This window comes from Mycobacterium sp. smrl_JER01 (assembly GCF_048513595.2).
In the GTDB taxonomy this organism is placed as follows: Bacteria; Actinomycetota; Actinomycetes; order Mycobacteriales; family Mycobacteriaceae; genus Mycobacterium.
Window position 1 is genome coordinate 5,349,647 of the sequence record NZ_JBLXXK020000001.1, and the last position, 19,610, is coordinate 5,369,256.

Here is a 19,610-nt window from a genome sequence, read left to right on the forward strand (position 1 = left end):
AGCTATGGGTGCACGCGGCACGTTCGGTGTCGGCGGTGTCGGATAGGGGTGTGATCTGGCAGCGCGTCGGGCTATCCCGATATGTCAATGGCCAGGGTGAAGTGTATTCGCTGGTGGTGAGACTAAACCTCGATCCGTGGACTGAAGTGGTTGATGTGTCTGTTGTGGCTGTTTTTCGGTCTGCAGGGGTGTGAGCACGAGGTAGTCGCTGGTCTGTCCAGCTTTTCCTGTGGTTTTCTGGTCGGGCCTCTCGGCGGTGGTCAGGCGGGGGTGGCTGCTGGTGGGCTGTAGCCGATGGTGTTGCGCCACAGTGCCAGCCACTGGTCTGTCCACGGCCAATGTGTTGGTAGGTGCAAGATCGGTCGGCGTTGGGGCCGGGCCAGCCGGGCCGCGACGTTGACGATTGTGCGGCGCAAGGTGGCCCCGCGGGCCACCGCGTGGGTTCCTCCGGCGAGTACGCCGGCGGCGCGCAGCAGGTTGTGGGCGATAGCCGCGCACAGGATCCATGCTGAGTTCGCGGCGAAGTGTCCTGAGGGCATGTGGGCCAGGGGTCCGTCGATCAGATCTGAGAACACGGTCTCGATGATCGCGTGGCGGCGGTGAGTGATATCAGCGGCATCGATGGGTTCGTCGGAGTCGGTGAAGAACGGGTGATACCGCCACACCGGGAACAACGCGTCGGGGTAGCGGGCGTCTTTGACGCGGCGCACGATCAGGCGGGCGGTGATCGGGGTTTCGGTGGAACTGAAGGCGGTGTAGCCGATTTCGGCGACTTCGGCATCGGAGATCCAGACACCGGTGTCGGGGTCGCGGACCGCACCCGGGTAGGACACGGGGGTCCAGGCGTTCTCGGGGATCGACTCGATCGCCGCAGCCACGGTTGTTGTTTTGTTCAGCACCAGCGAGAACCGGGCTCCGGCGCGGCGGGCGGCCGCGGCCACGGTGCTGGTGCCGTAGGCGGAGTCGCCGCGGACCAGGATCTGGCCACTGACTCCGGCCCCGCGGGCGGTCGCCACGGCCGCAGCGATCATGCTCGCTGCGCCCTTGCCAGAGTTGGTCTTTCCGGCCCGCAGTCGGGCTCCGGTGATCACCGGAGCGCCGTGGTCGGTGCTCAGGGTGGTCACCAACGGTGAGAGACCTTTGCGCAAGATCTGTTTCCCGGCGATCTTGGTGTGTCCGTAGGAAGCGCCCTGTTTGGCGTGACCATAGACCGGGCGCAGCAGCGAGTCGATGTCGATGTATGCCCGTTCGTGAGCACCGGGCAGCAGTGGCACTCGCTCGCAGAGTGCGCCCAGGTGTTCTCCCAGCACACCATCGAGTTGGCGAGCGTGACCGAAGGTGAACTCCCGCAGCAAAGTTCCGATCGTGGATGGCGCATACACACTGTCGAAGAGCGTTTTCATCCCGCCGCAGCGCACGATGTCGAGGTCATCGATGCTGTCTGCACCGGCGCACATCCCGGCGATCAGCGTGCTCAGCTTGGGTGACGGATTGGCCGCACCAGATTTGATCCGCTCGCAGGTGAACCGAACCTTGCGTTCCAGCAGCGCCGTCAGTCCGCACTGCTCCGCCAAGGTCATCACCGGCACAAGCCCAGCGCACGACACGAGATGGGCATCGTCGAACACTGCCGAGGACACGGCGAACCTATGGGACACTTGCACTGGAAGTGCCTTTCTGAACCGGTCTGATTGATGCCTAGAGAACACCAATCATCCCAGCTCAAGGGGCACTTTCCTCGTTCCGACACTCACTGACCAGCCAATTCATCAGTGGATCGAGGCTAAAGCATCCACGGGACTGCCCGAGTTCAGTTGGCTCGCGGGGTGTGAATTTCAGGCCGCGGTTGCGACTGGTGTACGGACAGTTCGAACACTGTCGGGGGTGCGTCGCCCGAGTGCGTGTTGCCGGCGGCGTTGATGGTAGCTCCGCTTGATCAGGCGCTGGCTTGCCAGCACCGTCCTTGCGGTCGGCGATCTTGAGCAGCGATGCAGGCAGGCCTCCGAGATGCCGAAGTCCTGCGCGATCTGACGCAGCGGGGCCCGCCATTGCGGGCGACGGCGGTGACGTCAGCTCGCAACTCGGCCGGAAACGGTTTCGGCACGAGATTGATCCTTCCAGCAAGGACGCATCCGCACGGGACGGCAGTCAACCAAAGTGGGGGAGTCCCGTCGTACGGCGTGCTGAAGATCCGAGCCAGGTTGACAGTCTGGCCTTCGGCTACCAGGACGGCGCTCATCCATTGGTTCCACCGCATCTGAGTGGTTCCACCGCATCTGAGCGCCTCGGATTCCCTGCACCCAACGCATCCTTCTCACTCGAACCCCCGGTGACGTGGTTTCGGGACGAAGAGGTCGTGGGTTCGAATCCCGCCACCCCGACTCGGGTGATCGCAGCTAGAGAGCCCTGACCGGCAAACTGGCCGGGGCCCTTCTTGCTGTGAGGCACAAGATCAATGACGATGTTCGGGAGGCGCGGGGCGGCCCTGATTGTCGACCGGCGCTCCGCCCCATACGCGTAGCGCGTCCATCGCGGGGCCGAGTGCCTGTCCGCGTTCGGAGAGCCGATAGGTTGCGGTGATCGGGGGGCCGGGGTCGACGTCACGCTCGACCAGGCCGATGCTCTGCAGTTCGGAGAGTCGCTCACTCAAGACGCGCTTGGACAACGTAGGCAGCGCAGCGTGCAACTCGTTGAACCGCGCCGCACGTTGGAGAAGTAAGTCGACGAGCAATCCCGTCCAGCGTTTGCCGAGTATGCCGAAGACCTCCTCGGTGTACGTGCACGCCTGCAGCGGCGGCCGAGATTCGGTCATGCCTCATGGTAGATGTAGGCCAAAGGCTTGATTATCTGGTTACTAAAAGTAACCTGATAGTCGTGCGTCGGTACGGCGCACTACGCTAAGGAGCACCGATGACGCCTGTGGCCACGGCGAAGACCGACCCCCACGACTCCGTACTGCACGACCTCGTAGTCAGCCGCGCGCATGTTTTCGACGGGCACCGATCGCTCCCGGGACTGTACGACATCGCAATCAATGGTGGACAGATTGCTGCTGTGTCAGCACAACCACTGCGCGGCAGAACGGAGGTCCACACCGCCGAAGGCTGGATCCTCCCCGGTCTGATCGACACGCATCTGCACTTCTACGACGTCGGCGCGGTGTCTGACGAGGAGTCGATGCGCAATTTTGAAGAGACCGATATTCCCCTCAAGCTCGCGCTCTTCCTCCAGCACGGGGTTACCACGATCAAGTCGGTGGGTGATCCGACCGAAGGGATACTGAATACCCGCGCCCAGATTGCCGCGCGTTCGTTACGAGGTCCGCGGCTGGTAGCGACCGGCTGCGGTATCACTGGCCGCAATGGACACCCCGCCGCAACCGTCTTTGCCGATAACCCTTGGGCCCGAGCGCGGTTCACCGCGGAAGTGGGCAACGCGGCGCAGATGCGTGACCTGGTGCACCACTTGGCCGACCGAAAGGTCGATGCGATCAAATTGCTGTCCGAAGGTGCGTGCGCATGCACCGGCTCGCCGAAATACATCTGGCATAACCCGGCGTTCCCGACCTCCGTCGACCTTGTGCGATTGCCGTCGGAGATCCTTCGGGCCGGCATCGAAACGGGGCACGAGCGCGGCCTTAGGGTGACGGTTCACACCACCCAACAGGTTGCCGCACGCGAGGCCGTCGAGGCTGGCGCAGACGGCCTCGAGCACGGTGTCACCGTCGAGCCCCTCACCGATCACACTCTGATCGACCTCATGCTTGAACGCGACATCACCTACACGCCGACGCTATGGCTCAACGACGCGCTCCATCCGGATACTCGGGACAACGTCAGAAAGGTTGCCGATGCCGGCGTAACCATCGTCTTGGGTAGCGATTCCTTCAGTGGTCGTGGCCTTTTCGGTGCCAACACACTGCAGGAGGCGGAGCTGATGGTCGCAGCCGGGCTCTCGCCGGCTCAGTCTCTCACCGCCGCCACCAGTGCCGCGGCCCGGCAGTGCGTCCGCCCGGATCTCGGCACCGTCGCCCCCGGTAAACGCGCCGACCTGATCGTGCTGACCGCCGATCCCACCCGCGACATCGTCAACCTCCGAGAGCTCGCCGTGACGATCCTCGACGGTCAGATCGTCGTCGACAAGCGCGAAGCGACGAACCGGCCCGAACGAGGGGTGCGTCGCCCGTGAAATCGGTTCTGATCGCTCGAATCAACGGCGCTGCGGGCGGTGACGAATGCGCGGCATACTGCTCTGTCCTGACGCGCTGACCGGTGCGGTATCGACACTGAAGGCCGCCACCGAGCGTGACAGCTGGAACCGCGACAGGAGCCGCGATCCGACGTCTGCCGGCACCGAACCGGCCACCATCCCGGCGATGACCATCCGACCGTTCGGGGCGAGCCGGTCGATGAACTCCGGCGCTTTGGCGCCACCCACGATGTCGATGATCACATCGAAGCTTGCCGGCACGGGATCAGCGGACGTGAGATACGCGTGGGCCAAGGCGAAGTGGGCGTCAGGGCCGGCACCGCCCACTGCGACCGCGTCTGTGAATGACAGGTCGCCCCGGGATGGCTGCGATGTCAGCAAACCGCGCCACTGCGATCTCGCTGTAGCCGCCACCGCCCCCGTGAACCGACGCGCAAGACAACCGCGAACGAGTGCTTGTGTGGCGCGTGAGTCGTTCGCCAAACGCGGGCTCGACGTCACCATGTGGAAGTCGCTCGCTGCGCTGGGGCCGGACCGCCATGCTCTACCGACGTGCGGAAAGATCGTCGAGACGGCTGCGCCGACCGCGAACCAGTGCGCGGGTCTGTTCGATCATCGAGAACATCAGCGTGCTCACTGGTCGCAATCAGGGCTTTCATCGACGCATTCATATCGGCCAATCCCGAGCCCCGCCGGTTATGCAGCTCAACGCCGCGCCACGCCACGCCACGCCGCGCCACGCCGCGCTGCAGGCACTCACTTCGTTGGCACGCCGCGCGCAGGCTGCCGGTGCGCTGTCGCAGAGACTTCACATTGACGACCTCGTCCTGGTGCTGCTGGCCGGGCGCGCACTCGGGTCCCGACCCCAGGTGAGGCGGGAGGCAGCTACCCGGCGCTTCGCTGCCCTGGCCAGCGACTCCTTTCGCGCATAGGCGTTGGGGACCCGCGCTCGATGACGACGTCGCGAGGCTCATCTCCCGTCAACGATCCGTCGCCCGATCACATCGACGTCGGCGGCTTGCCTGCCTCGGTGCACTTGCACTCTTACTGCGGAGTGACTCTCCTTATTCAGACCGACAATCACGCCCTGAACCGCACGGTGTCCCGCCATCGGTTGCCCACGGCGTCGACGTAAACGAATCCGGCGGGCTCGGCCAGCTGTCGCAATTCGTCGACACTGAGCCGGTCGGGGTCGGGGAATTCCTCGTGGAAGACCAACAATCCGCCCGGCTTGAGGACCCGCTTGAGCGAGCGCACACACGCCGCTTTGTCGGGAACTTCGCCGATCACCTCGGCCAGAAACGCCACATCGAAGGTGTCGTCGCCGAACGGCAGGCTGGATCCGGCATCGCCGGTGTGCAGACCGATTCGGTGGTGGCCCGCGCGGGTGAGTTTGCGCCGGGCCTTCGCCAGCATTTCCGGTTGCAGGTCGAACAGGTCGAGGTGCCCGGTCGTAAGCCGTCGCGCGATCTCGACACTGAAGAAACCGGGGCCCGGCCCCAGCTCGAGAACGCGCTCGCCACCGCGCAGCCCGATCGCCTCGACGGCATCACCCGGGTTCTCGAGCATCCGGCGTACCGGATTGTCGAGGAAGAAAGCGGCCTGGTGGGGATATGGGAAGTTGCCGACCATTCCGCGCAGGATGCGCAGCAGCTCATCGGCTTTCGTCATCGTCATACCGAGTTAGGGTACCCTTACATGCTCCGCGTGTCAGTCGTTCCTCAGGTGCTCTGCCCGACTGATCCGTGTCCGCCGGCGGCAGCGCTGTCGCCGCATACGAGGTCTACCTGGAGATCTGAACAGTCCCGCGGTGTTCGTCCGGCGGCGGCGCTGTGGACGCGCTGGCCCACCAGATCGCGCTCACGCCCTGTGGATCGGGACGTAACCTCGGATGAGGAAGCCACGCTGGCCAGACGGCGACACCGACGCCGACGATGCGGCCCCGGTGCACGCGAAAAGAAGAGGGAGTTTGTCATGGCGCTCGCGGCGAGCGTCCGGGTCGGCGTCGCCGGAGCGGCCGTGGTCGGGGTCGCGTTCGGCATGGCACGGTACGCGTATGGTTTGACCCTGCCCGACATCCGGCAGGAATTGGGGCTGTCGGATCTTGTTCTCGGCCTCGTCGCCAGCGCGACGTTCGCCGGGTACCTCGCCGGCTTGCTACTCGCGGGCCCGCTCGCCTCCCGCAGTGGGCCGCGCGCTCCGACGACGGTGGGCGGTGCCTGCGGTGCGGCGGGAGCCCTGATCGTGACGGTCGCGCATTCTCCGTGGCTGCTGGCGGTCGGAGCCGTCCTCGCCGGCGGCGCGGCCGGTTGGGTCTGGGCTCCCTACTCCGACATCGTGACCCGGGCGGTCCCCGGTCCGCAGCGACCGCGAGCGCTGGCCATCATCACGACCGGGACCAGCGGTGGACTCGTCGCGCTCGGCGGCCTGGGAGTTCTCGCCGCGCTCGGTTCGTGGCGGCTGGTCTGGGGTGGCATAGCCCTCGCCGCCGTGGTCGCGGCCGTCGTGAATCTCCGCCTGGTGCCTTCGACCGGTCCTGTCCCCCGCCTCGGCGGAGGGCGTGGTGTCCGCCCGATCGCACGAGCACTGCGGATTCCAGCTGCATACTCGGTGGTGTATTTCGCCGCCGTGGTCCTCTATTTCACCTATGCGGCAGACGTGCTCAGCGGCGAAGATCTGCCGGCGGCAGCCGTCCCGGCGCTGTACGTGGCCATCGGGGTTACCGGCGTGGCAGGTGTGGCGACGGGGTCCGCGGCACAGCGATGGGGAAGCCGCAACGTCGCGGCGCTGTGTCTGGTGCTGGTGGCTGCGGCGTCGGGGCTTCTCGGCTTGTTCAGCGGCTCCCTGGCCACGACGGCCGTCTCAGCGTGCATCTTCGGCGTGGGTTACATGGTCGGGTCGGCCGTGCTCGCGATCTGGACCGCCGAGCTGGTTCCCGACCATGCAGGCGCAGCATTCACGTGGTGTCTGGTCGTGGGAGCGGTCAGCTCGGTCGCGGCGCCGGCTGCGGCGGGTATGGCGATGACTGTTCTCGCGGTGGGCCAGCTCCTCCTGCTCACCGCGGTGGTGTCGCTGCTCAGTGGGTTGGCTCTGGTGAGGTACCGGCCGCAGGTGCGATCCGTCGGTCGTTGAGCTGACCTGGTCGTTCGCCGCGAGCGTATTAGGGTCGCCGAAGCTCGGCCGAGATGTCACAATTTCAGGACTCACCTAAAAGGAGCGCAAATGTCATCAACTCGGCTGGGTCGTCGCGTGTCGCTAGTGATCGGCGGTGGCGCCATCATGGCGATGATCGGCTTCACCGCAGCCTGCGGCAGTGGCGGCGACGAGCCCGAAGAGACCACCCCGACGACGACCACCACCACCACCACCGAGCCGCCGCTGAGCCCGACCGAGAAGGCCCCAGATCCCGGCGGCCCAGGGGTCTTCACTCCTCCGGTCACGGCGCCGCAGCAGACGGTCAACCCGGGCCGCGACGACTACGGTCAGTGACCCAGGCGTGCCCGGACTCGGTCCGGGCACGCCTGAGCTCGTGCCCGACCCATGACAACGGCGACCCTTCGCTCGCTGACCGCATTGTTCATCGCCGGTGTGGTGCTGGCGGGAATCGGCTTGTCGGTCAGCGAGCGCGGCGCCGCCGATGACAAGCTCATCGAAGGACCCTTCGCATCTCTGTTGGATGCGTCGACCGACCTTGGGCCGGCGCAGGAGCCGAGCATCGAGCTCACCGCCAGCCTCGCCGACCCATCTCGGCCGGACGCGCTGATCGACTGGGCCAGAGCCCAATCGTTGTCGGTTCGGTGGCGTCCCGGCGACGACTGGGCCATCGTCGAAGGGGCTCCCGAGGCGGTCGCCGAGGCGTTCGACGTCTCGGTGCGCGACTATCGAGGCCGGCAGGGCCAACTGTTCTACGCCTCTCCGCACCAGCCCGAGGTACCCGAGTCGCTGCGCGCCGAAGTGTCCGAGGTGGGTCGGATCCTCAGCTACACGCCACATCACATGTCGCAGCCAGACCCGGTGCCGGTGCAGGTTCCCGACCTCGGATTGGCGCCCGACGCCTTGCTCAACAGTTACAACGCCGACGAGCTGGCCCGCAGCGGCGTCACCGGCAAGGGAATCACCATCGTGATCTTCGCCTTCGACGGTTTCCACCAGTCTGACCTCGATCTGTTCACCACCACGTTCGGCCTGCCGCCGCTCATTCCGGAGGTTGTCGGCGGGTCGCCCGGCGAGCCGCGCAGTGAGCTGTCGATGGATCTTCAAGTGGCGCATGCCATTGCACCTGACGCCCGCAAGGTGGTGGTGAACGCTCGCCCGACCGTCGAGGGTGGCGGCGGATACCGCAAGATCGGCGAGATGCTGGAGGAGACCGACCGCCGGTTCCCCGGCGCGGTGTGGAGCTTCTCGATCGGTTGGGGCTGCGACAAACTCATCACCGCAGCCGACCTGGCTCCGGTCCGATCGGCACTGCGCACCGCCCAGTCCAACGGCACCACCGCGTTCAACGCCAGCGGTGACCTGGCCGGCATGGAGTGCCGGGGCGGGCAGGACTGGTCGTCGCCGCCCAGCGCAGACGACATCGGCCTCGACTCGGTCGCATCCCTGCCCGAGATGACCAGCGTCGGCGGCACGACACTGTCCACCGACGCCGACGGGCGCTGGGTGTCCGAACAGACCTGGTTCGATGTGCCGCTGTCCCAGGGCACCGGTGGCGGCGTTTCGACGCTGTTCGACCTGCCGCCGTGGCAGCGCGCCGTGGCGGACGACGTCGCGCCCGACCGCAGAACAGGTAAGCGCATGACACCCGATATCGCCGCGGTCGCCGACCCGTTCACCGGGGTGAAGATCGTGATCAACGGGCAGTTCGTCGTCGGTGGGGGTACCTCGCAGTCGGCACCGATCTGGGCCGGACTGACCGCGCTGATGAACCAGTATCTGTTGGAGCGCAACGGAACCCTGATCGGCGAGATCAACCCGCTGCTCTACCGCATCGCCGAGGGGGCGCCGCTGCCCGCTTTCCGTGACGTCACCCTGGGCGGCAACGCTGTCGACAACGCCGGGCCCGGCTATGACCTGGTGACCGGATTGGGCACCCCCGACATCGACAATCTGGTTCGCAACATCGAGATCGCCCAGAAGGTGCAGGCCTGATGCGCCGCGCGAAGAGGAGACAGTACCGATGAGCGCTCCCGGCATGGTGGAGTGCCAGGTGTGCCAAATCGATGTTCCCGCAGGCGAATACTGCGGCCTGTGTGGTGTTCCGCTGGCCGATCACGCACCCGGCGACGGCCCACACTGGCTGCGCGCCAGCGCGTTCTGCGCGGCGTCCGATCAGCGTCTGCTCTCGCCGGCACTGGCGAGTTCCCTGTTCCCGCATCTGTCGTCGCGATCGCGGGCGGTGTTCCTCATGGGTCTGGGGCTGCTGGCCGCCGCTCTGGTCGCGGTGACCTTGCTGCGAATGCCCGCAGCGTTCATCGCGGTCGCCTCGCTGGGTCTACCGTTGCTGTTCGCTCTGTATCTGCACGAATCCGATGTGGCACGCGACATTCCGCGCGCGACGCTGGTGATGACGACCGTGCTGGGGGTCGTGCTCGGCGTCGGCTGGGTGTTGCTGACCGGCGCGGCTCTGGCCCGTGCGTACGGGGTCCCGCTGGGCGCGGGTATCGCCGGTGGCAGGATTCTGCGCGACGGGATCGGCGTCCCGGTGGGCAGCATGCTGCTGATGTTGGTGCCCGCGCTGGCGGCTCGGTGGTCGTGGCGAGGTAGGCGGGAGTCCTTGGACGGCTACGCCATCGGGGCGCTGGGTGCCTTGACGTTCACCGCCGCAGCGACCCTGACGCGGCTGGCGCCTCAATTCACCACCGGATTGGTCAACCGGGCCCGGCCGCTGGACGGGCTGCTGGTCGAGGCAGGCATTCGCGGGGTGGCGATGCCACTGACCGCGGCGGCGGTAGGCGGTCTGGTCGGCACCGCGCTGTGGTTCACCAGGCCACCGGCGAAGGCCGGCACGCACCGCGTGTTCGTCCGGGGTGTTCTGGTCGTCATCGCGGTGGTGGTGGTCGCCGTATACGCCGGGCTGGGTGTGATCGACGTCGCCCGCTTCCCGCAATGGCTGCAGTTGGCTCTACATCTGACACTGACCGGGCTCGCGTTGTTCGCACTGCGGGTCGGCCTGCATCTGGCCCTGCTGCATGAGGCGCACGACGAGCCGCAGATCGAGGATCCGATCCTGTGCATCAAGTGCAATCATGTGGTGCCCGACGCGCCGTTCTGCGGCCGATGCGGCGCCTCGATGCAGGCGTCGTCACGGCGGTCTCGGCAGATTCGCCGCGACGAGCGGCCAGACCGCAGTGCGGCAAGCATCGCGACCGGCGGCATCACCGTCGGCCTGATCCCCGGTTACTCGCTGCAGTCGGGCCTGTTCCAAGTCACCAAACCCGAGAACGCGTCCTATCGGCAGGTGGCCACAGTCGTCGGCCTTGCTCTGGTGGTGCTCGCCGGCAGCCTCGTCGGGATTTCCGGCGTCATATCGAAGCCCGCGCCGCGCTATGTCTGCCCACCCGACTGCGGCAGCCCGCCGATGACCCGCGCGGTGGAGATCAACCCCCGATTCACCTCAGCCGACGGCGCATTCTCGGTGTCCTACCCCGTGGAAGGGGCTGCGTACCAGGTCAGCAAGAACGACAACGGGGTCACCGCGGTGCTGCAGGCCGGTGACGGCGGCACCATGCAGTTGTTCAGTCGCCCCGCCGCCGGGCGCAGCCCCAGGGAGGTGGCCGAGGACCTGGTGAACGAGACCTTCCCGGACATCACGACGGCCTACGAGATCCCCAACACCATGGTCGGCTACCAGCACGGCTATGGCTTGGCCGCCGATCTGTGGCCGCAAGGTGCGATGGCCACTTCCAGCCGGATGCGCGTCATCGTGATGGTCGCCGTGAAGAACGACCTGGCTCTGATCGCCGGTGCAGTCGGGCCCTACCGCGCTTTCGGACCGGATTTCGGGTCCGGCAAGCCCTCGGCCGCCAACCTGCAGCTGGCACTGGATATGGGCAAGTACGTCAACAGTTTCAGTTGGCGCGGCGACCCGCCCCGGTGAGCTCGCGGGCTGGTTCGGAACCGCGACCTCACGTCGCGGCGATGATGGGGACCATCGGCTTCTCGCAACAGAGTTCCGCATGCTCCCGTTCCGGCGGGCACGGACAGGCCTTCTCGTAGACCAGCGTGGCGCCGCATTCCTCGCACTGGTACCGGTCCCCCACATCGCGTCCCATCGCTGACCTCCTCGTCCCGGTCGGCACGCCCCGCAGTCGCGGACTGTTCATGCCGATATGCGCATGTTATTCGCAGGTGGGTGTCGTCCACCATGGCCGAAGGTCCCGACGATCCGCTGGTCGCCGGGGCTCGTCGGGGCCATGGGTCACCATCGGCCGAGCTGCGATGTCGGCGGGTCAGCGTGGTCCTGTCGGTGCGCTACGGCACGATATGCGCATGCTCGCAGGCGGCCAAGGAGACGATGCCACGCGCCGCAAGGCGCGCGGGGCGTTCTTCACGCCGCCGCCGGTGGCCCGATTTCTGGCCGACTGGGCGGTGCGGCATCCTGAGCACGCGGTGCTCGAGCCGTCCTGCGGTGAGGCGGTGTTCCTGCACGAGATCGGCCGCAGGGAGGGCCACACCGGGCCGTTGGTTGGCGTCGAAATCCATGCCGAATCCGCCCGACAGTCCCAACGCCGGCTGCGGAAACACGGCATCGACGCCGTGATCCACACGCGGGACTTCTTCTCCCACAACGAGTTCGGCAATTATGACGTGGTCGTCGGCAATCCCCCGTACGTCCGCTACCAAGATTTCACCGGCGAGTCGCGCGCCCGCGCCCGGCAGGCGGCCCTGCGCGCGGGTGTCACACTGTCCAATCTGGCGTCGTCGTGGGCGGCGTTCACCGTGCACTCGGCCCTGCACCTGCGGCCCGGCGGGCGGCTCGGGCTCGTCCTGCCCGCCGAGTTGCTCAGCGTCAACTACGCCGCGGGGGTTCGCCAGTACCTGATGGACCACTTCAGTGCGGTCGGCCTGGTGTTGTTCGACGAGCGCGTGTTCCCGGGGGTACTGGAGGAGGTCGTGCTTCTGCTGGCCGACGGCTACCAACCCGAGGGTGGCACGGGCGCCCAGCACATGCAGCTGTCGCAGGTCCGCGATGCCGACGGACTCGCCCGGCTGCCGGGGTCGCGGCGCTGGAGCCCGCCGGGCAACGGCGCGAAGTGGTCGGCCGGGCTGATGTCGGCGGCCGGGTTGTCGGCGTTCGAGTCGGTGGTGCGCACCGACGCGTTCACGTTCCTCGAGACCTGGGGTGACACCACGCTGGGGATGGTGACCGGCAGCAACCGTTTCTTCACACTCTCACCGGCGAAGGTCGAAGCGCTCGGGCTGTCGCCGTCCGAGGTGATCCCGCTGTCCCCGCCCGGTTCCCGCCACCTCCGTGGTCTGGCGCTGACCCGAGCGGCATTGGACGCCCTCGGTGAGGCCGGTCAGTCGACCTATCTGTTCCGCCCGGCCGAGCAGCCCACACCCGCGGCGCGGCACTACATCGCCTCCGGGGAGGACCTCGATGTGCACCTGGCCTATAAATGCCGGGTCCGCAAACCCTGGTGGCGGGTGCCTTATCTACGGCCCGCCGACCTGTTCTTGACCTATATGAACGCCGACACCCCGCGCCTGACCAGTAACCGCACCCGCGCGCACCACCTCAACTCGGTGCACGGTGTGTATCTGCGTGACGAGCTGCGCCACGACGGGATGAACCTGTTGCCGTTGGCGTCGTTGAACTCGGTGACCCTGCTCGGCGCCGAGACCGTGGGCCGCGCCTACGGTGGGGGGATGCTCAAGATCGAACCGCGGGAGGCCGATGTCCTGCCGGTGCCGTCACCGGAGCTGGTGCGCAGCAACGCCGATCAACTCCGCCGTGTCCGGCCCGCGGTGGCGGCACTGCTGCGCGCGGGACGACTGCTGGACGCGGTTGCGCTGGTCGACGAAGCGCTGCTGCGTGACACCGCGACGCTGTCCGACCGTGCGCTGCGTGCGATCCGGCGCGATCATGCCGACCTGACCGCACGCCGGGTCACCCGCGGGAAAGCCAACGGTGGCAGGTAAACCCAGCGCCAAGACGTTGGCGTGGCCGTTGTTCGACGCCCTCGTCGAGCAGTCGACGTTCACAGCGGTCAACCCGTGGAAGGCCGACGGAACCTTCGCGCCGGACTACGCCACGTTGCGCAAGCTGCTTGCGGTGCCGATCTTGCTGGGCGCCGAAAGCCGTTCGGGGGTACCTGCGTTGGCGCTCGATGTGTGGGTCGCCTACGAATTGCGCCGTGCGGGTCTGGACCCGGACGCAGTGTGGCCGCGCGCCGAGGCGCCCAGGGTGGTCGACCGCGACGTGCTGGCCTTCGTGCGGTCGGTCCCCAAGGCCGCCGGACGTGAGGACCTGCTGGCGCGGCTGAGCAAAGGGGCTGCCACCGGCGGCGTGGGTGCCGCATCGGCGAATATCGCCGGGAAGAACTACTTCAAGCAGGTCGACGTCATCATGTCGTCCTGGCAGACGGGTCCGGAGTTGCTGATCTCGACGAAACGGATGGATTCGTCGTTCGGCAAGAACGCCGCCAACCGTGTCGAGGAGTCCTACGGCGACGCCAAGAATCTTGCGCTGCGGCATCCGTTGGCCGCGCTGGGTTTCATGTATTCGTTGCGATCGACCGCCTACACCGAGGAACGGCGCCAGTTCGACTGGATCGTCGACCTGTTGATCAAGTTGGGGCGCGAGGCTGACGCCTACGACGCCTGCGCGTTGGTGGTGCCCGAGTGGGAGGGTGACGCACCCCCGGAGGTCGGGTCCCCGGAACCACAGGAGGCGGTCCTGGACCTGTTCGACGTCGACATCGAGGAGGTCGACAAGGAGTCGACGGCCGATGTCGACGCGCAGCTCGCCGCCCTGCCGGAGGTGACCCTGCGCACCGATCTGGTACCCGAGGAGCTCAGCCCGGCACGGTTTTTCGCGGTGATGCTGACGATCGTGCTGGACAACTCCAACATCACCCAGCACGAGGAGGCGCGGCTGCGACGCCGCCGCGCGCTGGGCTGACGGGCATGAGAGGATCGTGCACCCGTGCAGACCGATCTTCACCACCTGGACGAAACACCTCGTCGGCTCGCGCGTGCGCGTCGCCGGTGGACGGTGATGCTGATCTGTGCCTCGCTGTTCGTCGTCGCGGTCTACTGGCTCGCGGTGCGCACGGCCACCGGCCAGGTGGCCGAGAACGCCGCCCTGCACGGCGCCGGGCAGGTGGACCCGCGGGCATTCATCGCAGCTCGCAGGCTGCTCGACACCATCACGGTGACGTCGCTGGCCGCGGCGACGGTGCTGGTCGGCGCCATCGGGCTGCTCCGTCGCCAAGTCGAGCTCGCCGTCGCCGCGATGGCGGTGATCCTCGGCAGCCAGGCCATCACCCAAATCTTGAAACATCTTGTGCTGCAACGGCCCGATGTGTCGGGCAGCGAGGTGTATTTGTCCAACACCTTGCCCAGCGGTCATACCACGGCAGCGATGTCGGTGCTGTTCGCCCTGTTGATCGTGATGCCGTACCGGTTCCGCGGCGTGACGATGTTCGCCGCGTTGACCTGGGCGGTCGGCATCGGCGCCTACACCGTCATCGCCAGATGGCACCGGCTGTCGGATACTCTCGCCGCGGACGCGGTCGCACTCGGGGTGGCCTGTGCGGCTTCGTATTTCCTCGCCCGAAACGGACGGGCCCGCACCGGACGGGTTAGGGCGGTGGCCACTGCGAGTGCCGCTCGTTACACACTGCGCACGGTGTTCGTCGCGGCCGTCGCTGTGGTTGGGGCGGTCAGCGCGGCGCTCGGCGCCACCGCACTGCTCGCAGCGCTCCAGCAGAACATCGATTCAGCGGCCGAATGGCAGCTGTTCCTCAGCGCGCAGTGGCTGGCCGCGGCGGGGTCGATCTTCGCCGCGTTGCTGTTCTGGTGGAGTTGGCACCGACTGGAAACAACACGCTAAGCGGTAGGTTCGTCGGCGTCCTTGTCGACGTCCGGGGTGTCGCGGTCCGCGTCCTTGACGGTGCCCACGGACTTCGACGCGGCCGAACCTTCTTCGTCGTCGTAGATCCCTGTACCTCGGGTCATCCCAAGCCTCTCACTGCGATGCGGAACGGAGCTTGTCCAGCAGCGGCGCTGCTGCTTCCTTGAGGAAGGCTTCCTGGCTTTCGCCGCCGACCTGCACCATCGCGATGTCGGTGAAGCCCGCTTCCCAGTATTCACGCACCGCGTTGACGATCGCATCCAGGTCCGGACCGCACGGGATGGATTCGGCGACGTCCTCCTTGCGAACGAACTGCGTGGCACCGTCGAAGCCCGCCGTGGTGGGCAGGTCGGAGTTGACCGCCCAGCCCCCGGCGAACCAGCGGAACTGGTCATGGGCGCGGTCGATCGCGGCATCGCGGTCGGTGTCCCACGAGATCGGGATCTGGCCGATCACCCGCACGTCACCGGGCAGGCCGGTGGCGCGCCGGGCCTGATGCCAGGCGTCGACCAGGTCCTTATTGGGTTCCACGGCGATCAGATGGTCGGCCAGCGGCGCGAAGTTCTCCACCGACCGATCCCCCGACACCGCCGCCGCGATCGGGACAGGCACGTCCGGAATGTCCCAGAGCCGCGCGGAGTCGACCTCGAAGTATTCACCCTTCCAGTCGACCATCTCGCCGGTCTGCAGTTCGCGGATGATCTGAATGGCTTCGCGGAGCATGTCCTGGCGGCGGGCGACCGTCGGCCAGCCTTTGCCGACCACATGTTCGTTGAGGTTCTCCCCGCTGCCGAGGCCGAGTGTGAAGCGGCCGTCGGCAAGCAACTGCAGGGTGGCGGCCTTCTGGGCGACGATGGCCGGGTGGTAGCGCATGGTCGGACACGTGACGTAGGTCATCAATTCGACGCGTTCGGTGGCGTGGGCCACCGCGCCGAGGACCGACCACGCGTACGGCGCGTGGCCCTGGGCGGACAGCCACGGAAAGTAGTGGTCGCTGGACACTTCGAAATCGAAACCCACCTGTTCAGCTGATACTGCGTAGCTGACAAGGTCTTTGGGGCCGCTCTGCTCGGTCATCAGGGTGTAGCCGAAACGGGTCATGTCGGCAGGGGTACCCGTGCCGGCCCGGGCAAAACGATGCGACCCACCCGTCCCGCGGCTGCCGACGTTGTCAATTCTGTCGGTGATCGACAGGATGGTGATCATGACCCACCAAGCCGGCGGCCCCGGCCCTGCCGGGCCACCGGACCCCGGATACCCCGGTCCCGGGTATGCGGGCGGGCCGATGGCCGGATACGGGGCACCGCCGACCTGGCCGCCAGCCGGCTACGGTGCGCCCGGCTATAGCCCTCCCGGCTACGGTGCTCCGGCTCCCGATTACGGAGCCCACGGCCACAGGTCAGGGGGTTACGGCTACGGAGGCCCCGGTTACGGGTCAGTCGGCTCCGGGCCCCCCGGATACGGCACTCCCAGTTACAGGCCGGCCGGATACGGAACTCCCAAATACGGTGCGCCGGGCTACCCGCCGTACGGACCTCCACCGGCACTCAAACCCGGTGTCGTCCCGTTGCGCCCGCTGAGCCTGTCCGACATGTTCAACGGCGCGGTGGCCTATATCCGCGCCAATCCCAAAGCCACGCTGGGTCTCACGACGATCGTGGTGGTCGCCGCTCAGCTCATCGCCCTGGTCCTGTCGCTGTGGCCGTTCGCGTTCACCGGCCGGTTCGCCGAATCGCTGGACAGCGATCAGGCGTCCACCGAGGTGCTGGTCAGCTGGATGGCATCGAGCCTGGCCGCAGGCATCACCACGGCGCTGTCGACGACCCTGCTCAGCGGACTGCTCACCGTGGTGATCGGCCGGTCGGTGTTCGGCGCGGGAATCACCATCGGAGAGGCATGGCGCCGATTGCGCCCCCGACTGTGGGCGCTGATCGGCTTCACGGTGCTCAAGACGCTCGGCATCATCGTGTGGTTCGGGCTGGTGCTGCTGATGGTGGTGTTGGTGGTGGCGGTGGTCGACGGGCCCGCCGCGTTTCTGATCGCCGCCCCACTGGTGGTCGCGTCCGTCCTGGCGGCGATCTGGCTGTTGGTGATGCTGACCTTCGTCCCGGCGGTCATCGTCTTGGAACGGCGCGACATCCTGACCTCGGTCAAACGGTCGTTCGGGCTGATCAAGAGCGACTTCTGGCGGGTCTTCGGGATCTGGTTGCTGGCAGCGATCGTGGCGCAGTTCGTCGCAGGCGCGGTGTCGATACCGTTCAGCATCGGCGGACAGGTGGCGCTGACCGCGTCGGCGTCCACCACCGCCGCGATGATCGCGATGGTGCTGTTCTCGGTCGGCGGCGCGGTCGGGCAGATCATCACGGGTCCGTTCAGCGCCGGCGTGGTGGTGCTGCAGTACACCGACCGCCGAATCCGTGCGGAGGCATTCGACCTTGTGCTGCAGACCGGCGCGGCGGCCGGGCCGCACGCGCCGGCCGATTCCACCGACGATCTCTGGCTGACCGGCGCCCGGTGACGTGTCGACGATAGACATCGACCGCGAGGCGGCCCAGGAAGCGGCCCGCAGCGAACTCGGCAAAGCCATCTATCCCAAACCGTCGGCGATGGACATGCTGCTGGACTGGATCGAGGAGCTGCTGTACCGACTGACGGCGTCGGCGTCGAGGTTTCCCGGCGGCTGGTACACCGTGGCCGTGCTGCTGGTATTGCTCGTCGTCGCGGTGGTGGTCGCGATCCGGGTCGCCCGGCGGGCGATGCACACCGACCGCCGCGCGGCGCCGACCTTGTTCGGTGCCCACCTGCTCAGTGCCGCCGAGCACCGTGCCACCGCCGAAAGGTATGCCGCATCGGGCGATTGGGCCCCGGCGGTGCGGCACCGACTGCGCGCGGTCGCCCGGCAACTGGAGGAGAACGGTGTCCTCGACCCGGTGCCGGGACGCACCGCGACCGAACTCGCCGGCGCCGCGGGCCGCGCGCTGCCCGGGCTTGCCGCCGAGCTGCGCACTGCCGCTGAGATCTTCAACGACGTCACCTACGGGGAGCGACCCGCGACCGAACCGCAATACCGGATGATCGCCTCACTCGACGACCGGCTCGGCAGCCAGACGTCATCGCAGACGACCGCCACACGTGCGGAGTCGGCCCAGCAGCCGTGGGCCGAGGTTCGGTGAGCACCGCTGTCGGGGAGACCCTCACCCAGAGGTGGCGCGGGTTGCGCTGGGTGCTGCTCGGGCTCGCCGCGGTGGTCGCGGTCGCAGCGCTGACCACCTGGTTGACCGCGCCGCGTCCCGGCGGCCATCTGGACCCGACCTCCACGTCGTCCGACGGCGTGCACGCGCTGGTGACGTTGCTGCGGGAATCTGGTATCACCGTCGTGGAGGCCGCCTCGATCCGCGACGTGGAGATCGCCGCACGCGAGGACACCCTGCTGGTGGCCGCGCAGACCTACCACCTGTTCGACGACGACCTGCTGGACCGGCTGTCCACCCTTCCCGGCGATCGGCTGCTGATCGCCCCGCTCGGCAAGACCCGCGAGGCACTCGCCCCCGAACTCCGGCGCGGCATGACCACCGAGTTCGGCGGCCTCGCGCCGGACTGCGACATGCGGGAAGCCGAGCGCGCCGGCACCGTCCAGTTCGGTCCCGCCGAGACTTACGAGGCCACCGGATCGACGCCGGTGACCCGTTGCTATGACGGCGTGCTGGCCCGCTACAGCGCCGACGGACGCACGATCACCGTGGTGGGCAGTGAGCGGTTCGTGATGAACTCCCAGCTGGCCTCCGAGGGCAACGCCGCGCTTGCGATGAACCTCACCGGCTCCCATCCCCGGGTCATCTGGTACGCCCCGCAGCGCAGCGAGGGTGGCGACTCCGACGGCGCCGCATCGTTCACCGATCTGATTCCGGCACAGGTCAACTGGATGGTGCTGCAGCTGGTGTTGGCGGTGGCGCTGCTGGCGTTGTGGAAGGGCCGCCGGGTCGGACCGCTCGTGGCCGAACGGCTTCCGGTGGTGGTGCGGGCCTCCGAAACGGTCGAGGGACGGGGGCGGCTGTACCGATCCCGCCGCAGCCGGGATGTCGCCGCGGACTCGCTGCGCATCTCGGCCCGGCAACGCCTGTTGCCCAGGATCGGCCTCACCGCGAGCGCTCCGCCGCAATCCGTCATCCAGGCCGTCGCCGCCCGGTCCGGCCTCGACTCCCAGAGCGTCGCCCATACTCTGTACGGGCCGAGCCCGGCCACCGACGACGATCTGGTGAACCTGGCACGCGCACTTGACGACATCGAAAGGCAGGTCGCACAGTCGTGACACAGCCCAACCCGC

General features: G+C 67.3%; 18 protein-coding genes and 1 pseudogene. 11 read left to right on the forward strand and 8 right to left on the reverse strand.

Going from position 1 to position 19,610, the window contains the following annotated elements; translation table 11 throughout:
* Positions 1–260 precede the first annotated feature (260 nt).
* From ACNUDN_RS25155 to ACNUDN_RS25165, 3 genes and pseudogenes are all read right to left on the reverse strand, one after another.
* A complete protein-coding gene (locus ACNUDN_RS25155; RefSeq protein ID WP_419120488.1) occupies positions 261–1,664 on the reverse strand; it encodes an IS1380 family transposase in 1,404 nt (467 codons plus the stop codon).
* A gap of 214 nt (positions 1,665–1,878) precedes the next feature.
* Positions 1,879–2,104: pseudogene (locus ACNUDN_RS25160) on the reverse strand (transposase); the annotation flags it as partial.
* 348 nt (positions 2,105–2,452) lie between these two features.
* On the reverse strand, positions 2,453–2,812 hold the full coding sequence (locus ACNUDN_RS25165) for a winged helix-turn-helix transcriptional regulator (RefSeq protein WP_419124425.1): 360 nt from the start codon (positions 2,810–2,812) through the stop codon (positions 2,453–2,455).
* A gap of 98 nt (positions 2,813–2,910) precedes the next feature.
* Between ACNUDN_RS25165 and ACNUDN_RS25170 the strand changes: the two genes are divergently transcribed.
* Positions 2,911–4,188: an amidohydrolase family protein gene (locus ACNUDN_RS25170; protein WP_419124426.1), complete on the forward strand. Its 1,278-nt coding sequence runs from the start codon at positions 2,911–2,913 to the stop codon at positions 4,186–4,188.
* 21 nt (positions 4,189–4,209) lie between these two features.
* On the opposite strand, the gene ACNUDN_RS25175 is transcribed toward ACNUDN_RS25170, so the two are convergent.
* On the reverse strand, positions 4,210–4,470 hold the full coding sequence (locus ACNUDN_RS25175) for a hypothetical protein (RefSeq protein ID WP_419124427.1): 261 nt from the start codon (positions 4,468–4,470) through the stop codon (positions 4,210–4,212).
* A gap of 819 nt (positions 4,471–5,289) precedes the next feature.
* Positions 5,290–5,886 carry a class I SAM-dependent methyltransferase gene (locus tag ACNUDN_RS25180; protein ID WP_419124428.1) on the reverse strand — a complete coding sequence of 199 codons (597 nt, stop codon included), beginning with the start codon at positions 5,884–5,886 and terminating at the stop codon, positions 5,290–5,292.
* Between the two features lie 297 nt (positions 5,887–6,183).
* On the opposite strand from ACNUDN_RS25180, the gene ACNUDN_RS25185 reads away from it, so the two are divergent.
* The 4 genes from ACNUDN_RS25185 (at position 6,184) to ACNUDN_RS25200 (ending at position 11,305) form a co-directional block, all read left to right on the forward strand.
* Entirely contained in the window at positions 6,184–7,341 is a 1,158-nt protein-coding gene (locus ACNUDN_RS25185; RefSeq protein WP_419124429.1) for an MFS transporter, read from the forward strand.
* 90 nt (positions 7,342–7,431) lie between these two features.
* Positions 7,432–7,698, forward strand: coding sequence for a hypothetical protein (locus tag ACNUDN_RS25190; RefSeq protein ID WP_419124430.1), 267 nt, complete (start codon positions 7,432–7,434; stop codon positions 7,696–7,698).
* 51 nt (positions 7,699–7,749) lie between these two features.
* The gene (locus ACNUDN_RS25195) at positions 7,750–9,357 is read left to right on the forward strand and encodes a S53 family peptidase (RefSeq protein WP_419124431.1); all 1,608 of its coding nucleotides are present in this window, start codon (positions 7,750–7,752) and stop codon (positions 9,355–9,357) included.
* 28 nt (positions 9,358–9,385) lie between these two features.
* Positions 9,386–11,305: a zinc ribbon domain-containing protein gene (locus ACNUDN_RS25200; protein ID WP_419124432.1), complete on the forward strand. Its 1,920-nt coding sequence runs from the start codon at positions 9,386–9,388 to the stop codon at positions 11,303–11,305.
* 28 nt (positions 11,306–11,333) lie between these two features.
* Here the strand turns inward: ACNUDN_RS25200 and ACNUDN_RS25205 are convergent, their stop codons facing one another.
* Positions 11,334–11,480 carry a hypothetical protein gene (locus ACNUDN_RS25205; RefSeq protein WP_419124433.1) on the reverse strand — a complete coding sequence of 49 codons (147 nt, stop codon included), beginning with the start codon at positions 11,478–11,480 and terminating at the stop codon, positions 11,334–11,336.
* Between the two features lie 217 nt (positions 11,481–11,697).
* Between ACNUDN_RS25205 and ACNUDN_RS25210 the strand changes: the two genes are divergently transcribed.
* From ACNUDN_RS25210 to ACNUDN_RS25220, 3 genes are read left to right on the forward strand one after another with little or no spacing between them, the layout of a single operon-like run.
* Positions 11,698–13,350, forward strand: coding sequence for an HsdM family class I SAM-dependent methyltransferase (locus ACNUDN_RS25210; protein ID WP_419124434.1), 1,653 nt, complete (start codon positions 11,698–11,700; stop codon positions 13,348–13,350).
* Positions 13,340–14,332 (forward strand): hypothetical protein, encoded by a 993-nt coding sequence (locus tag ACNUDN_RS25215; protein WP_419124435.1) that lies wholly within the window; start codon positions 13,340–13,342, stop codon positions 14,330–14,332. Before ACNUDN_RS25210 ends, ACNUDN_RS25215 begins: the two co-directional genes overlap by 11 nt.
* 24 nt (positions 14,333–14,356) lie before the next feature.
* On the forward strand, positions 14,357–15,265 hold the full coding sequence (locus tag ACNUDN_RS25220; RefSeq protein ID WP_419124436.1) for a phosphatase PAP2 family protein: 909 nt from the start codon (positions 14,357–14,359) through the stop codon (positions 15,263–15,265).
* Here the strand turns inward: ACNUDN_RS25220 and ACNUDN_RS25225 are convergent.
* Positions 15,262–15,390, reverse strand: coding sequence for a hypothetical protein (locus tag ACNUDN_RS25225; protein WP_419124437.1), 129 nt, complete (start codon positions 15,388–15,390; stop codon positions 15,262–15,264). The two genes, ACNUDN_RS25220 and ACNUDN_RS25225, sit on opposite strands and share 4 nt — an antisense overlap.
* A gap of 10 nt (positions 15,391–15,400) precedes the next feature.
* Positions 15,401–16,387, reverse strand: coding sequence for an LLM class F420-dependent oxidoreductase (locus tag ACNUDN_RS25230; protein WP_419124438.1), 987 nt, complete (start codon positions 16,385–16,387; stop codon positions 15,401–15,403).
* Positions 16,388–16,490: 103 nt separating this feature from the next.
* Here ACNUDN_RS25230 and ACNUDN_RS25235 point away from each other — a divergent pair, with 103 nt between their 5' ends.
* From ACNUDN_RS25235 to ACNUDN_RS25245, 3 genes are read left to right on the forward strand one after another with little or no spacing between them, the layout of a single operon-like run.
* On the forward strand, positions 16,491–17,804 hold the full coding sequence (locus ACNUDN_RS25235) for a hypothetical protein (protein WP_419124439.1): 1,314 nt from the start codon (positions 16,491–16,493) through the stop codon (positions 17,802–17,804).
* Position 17,805: 1 nt separating this feature from the next.
* A complete protein-coding gene (locus ACNUDN_RS25240; RefSeq protein WP_419124440.1) occupies positions 17,806–18,459 on the forward strand; it encodes a DUF4129 domain-containing protein in 654 nt (217 codons plus the stop codon).
* Entirely contained in the window at positions 18,456–19,595 is a 1,140-nt protein-coding gene (locus tag ACNUDN_RS25245) for a DUF4350 domain-containing protein (RefSeq protein WP_419124441.1), read from the forward strand. Before ACNUDN_RS25240 ends, ACNUDN_RS25245 begins: the two co-directional genes overlap by 4 nt.
* The last annotated feature ends 15 nt before the right edge of the window (positions 19,596–19,610 follow it).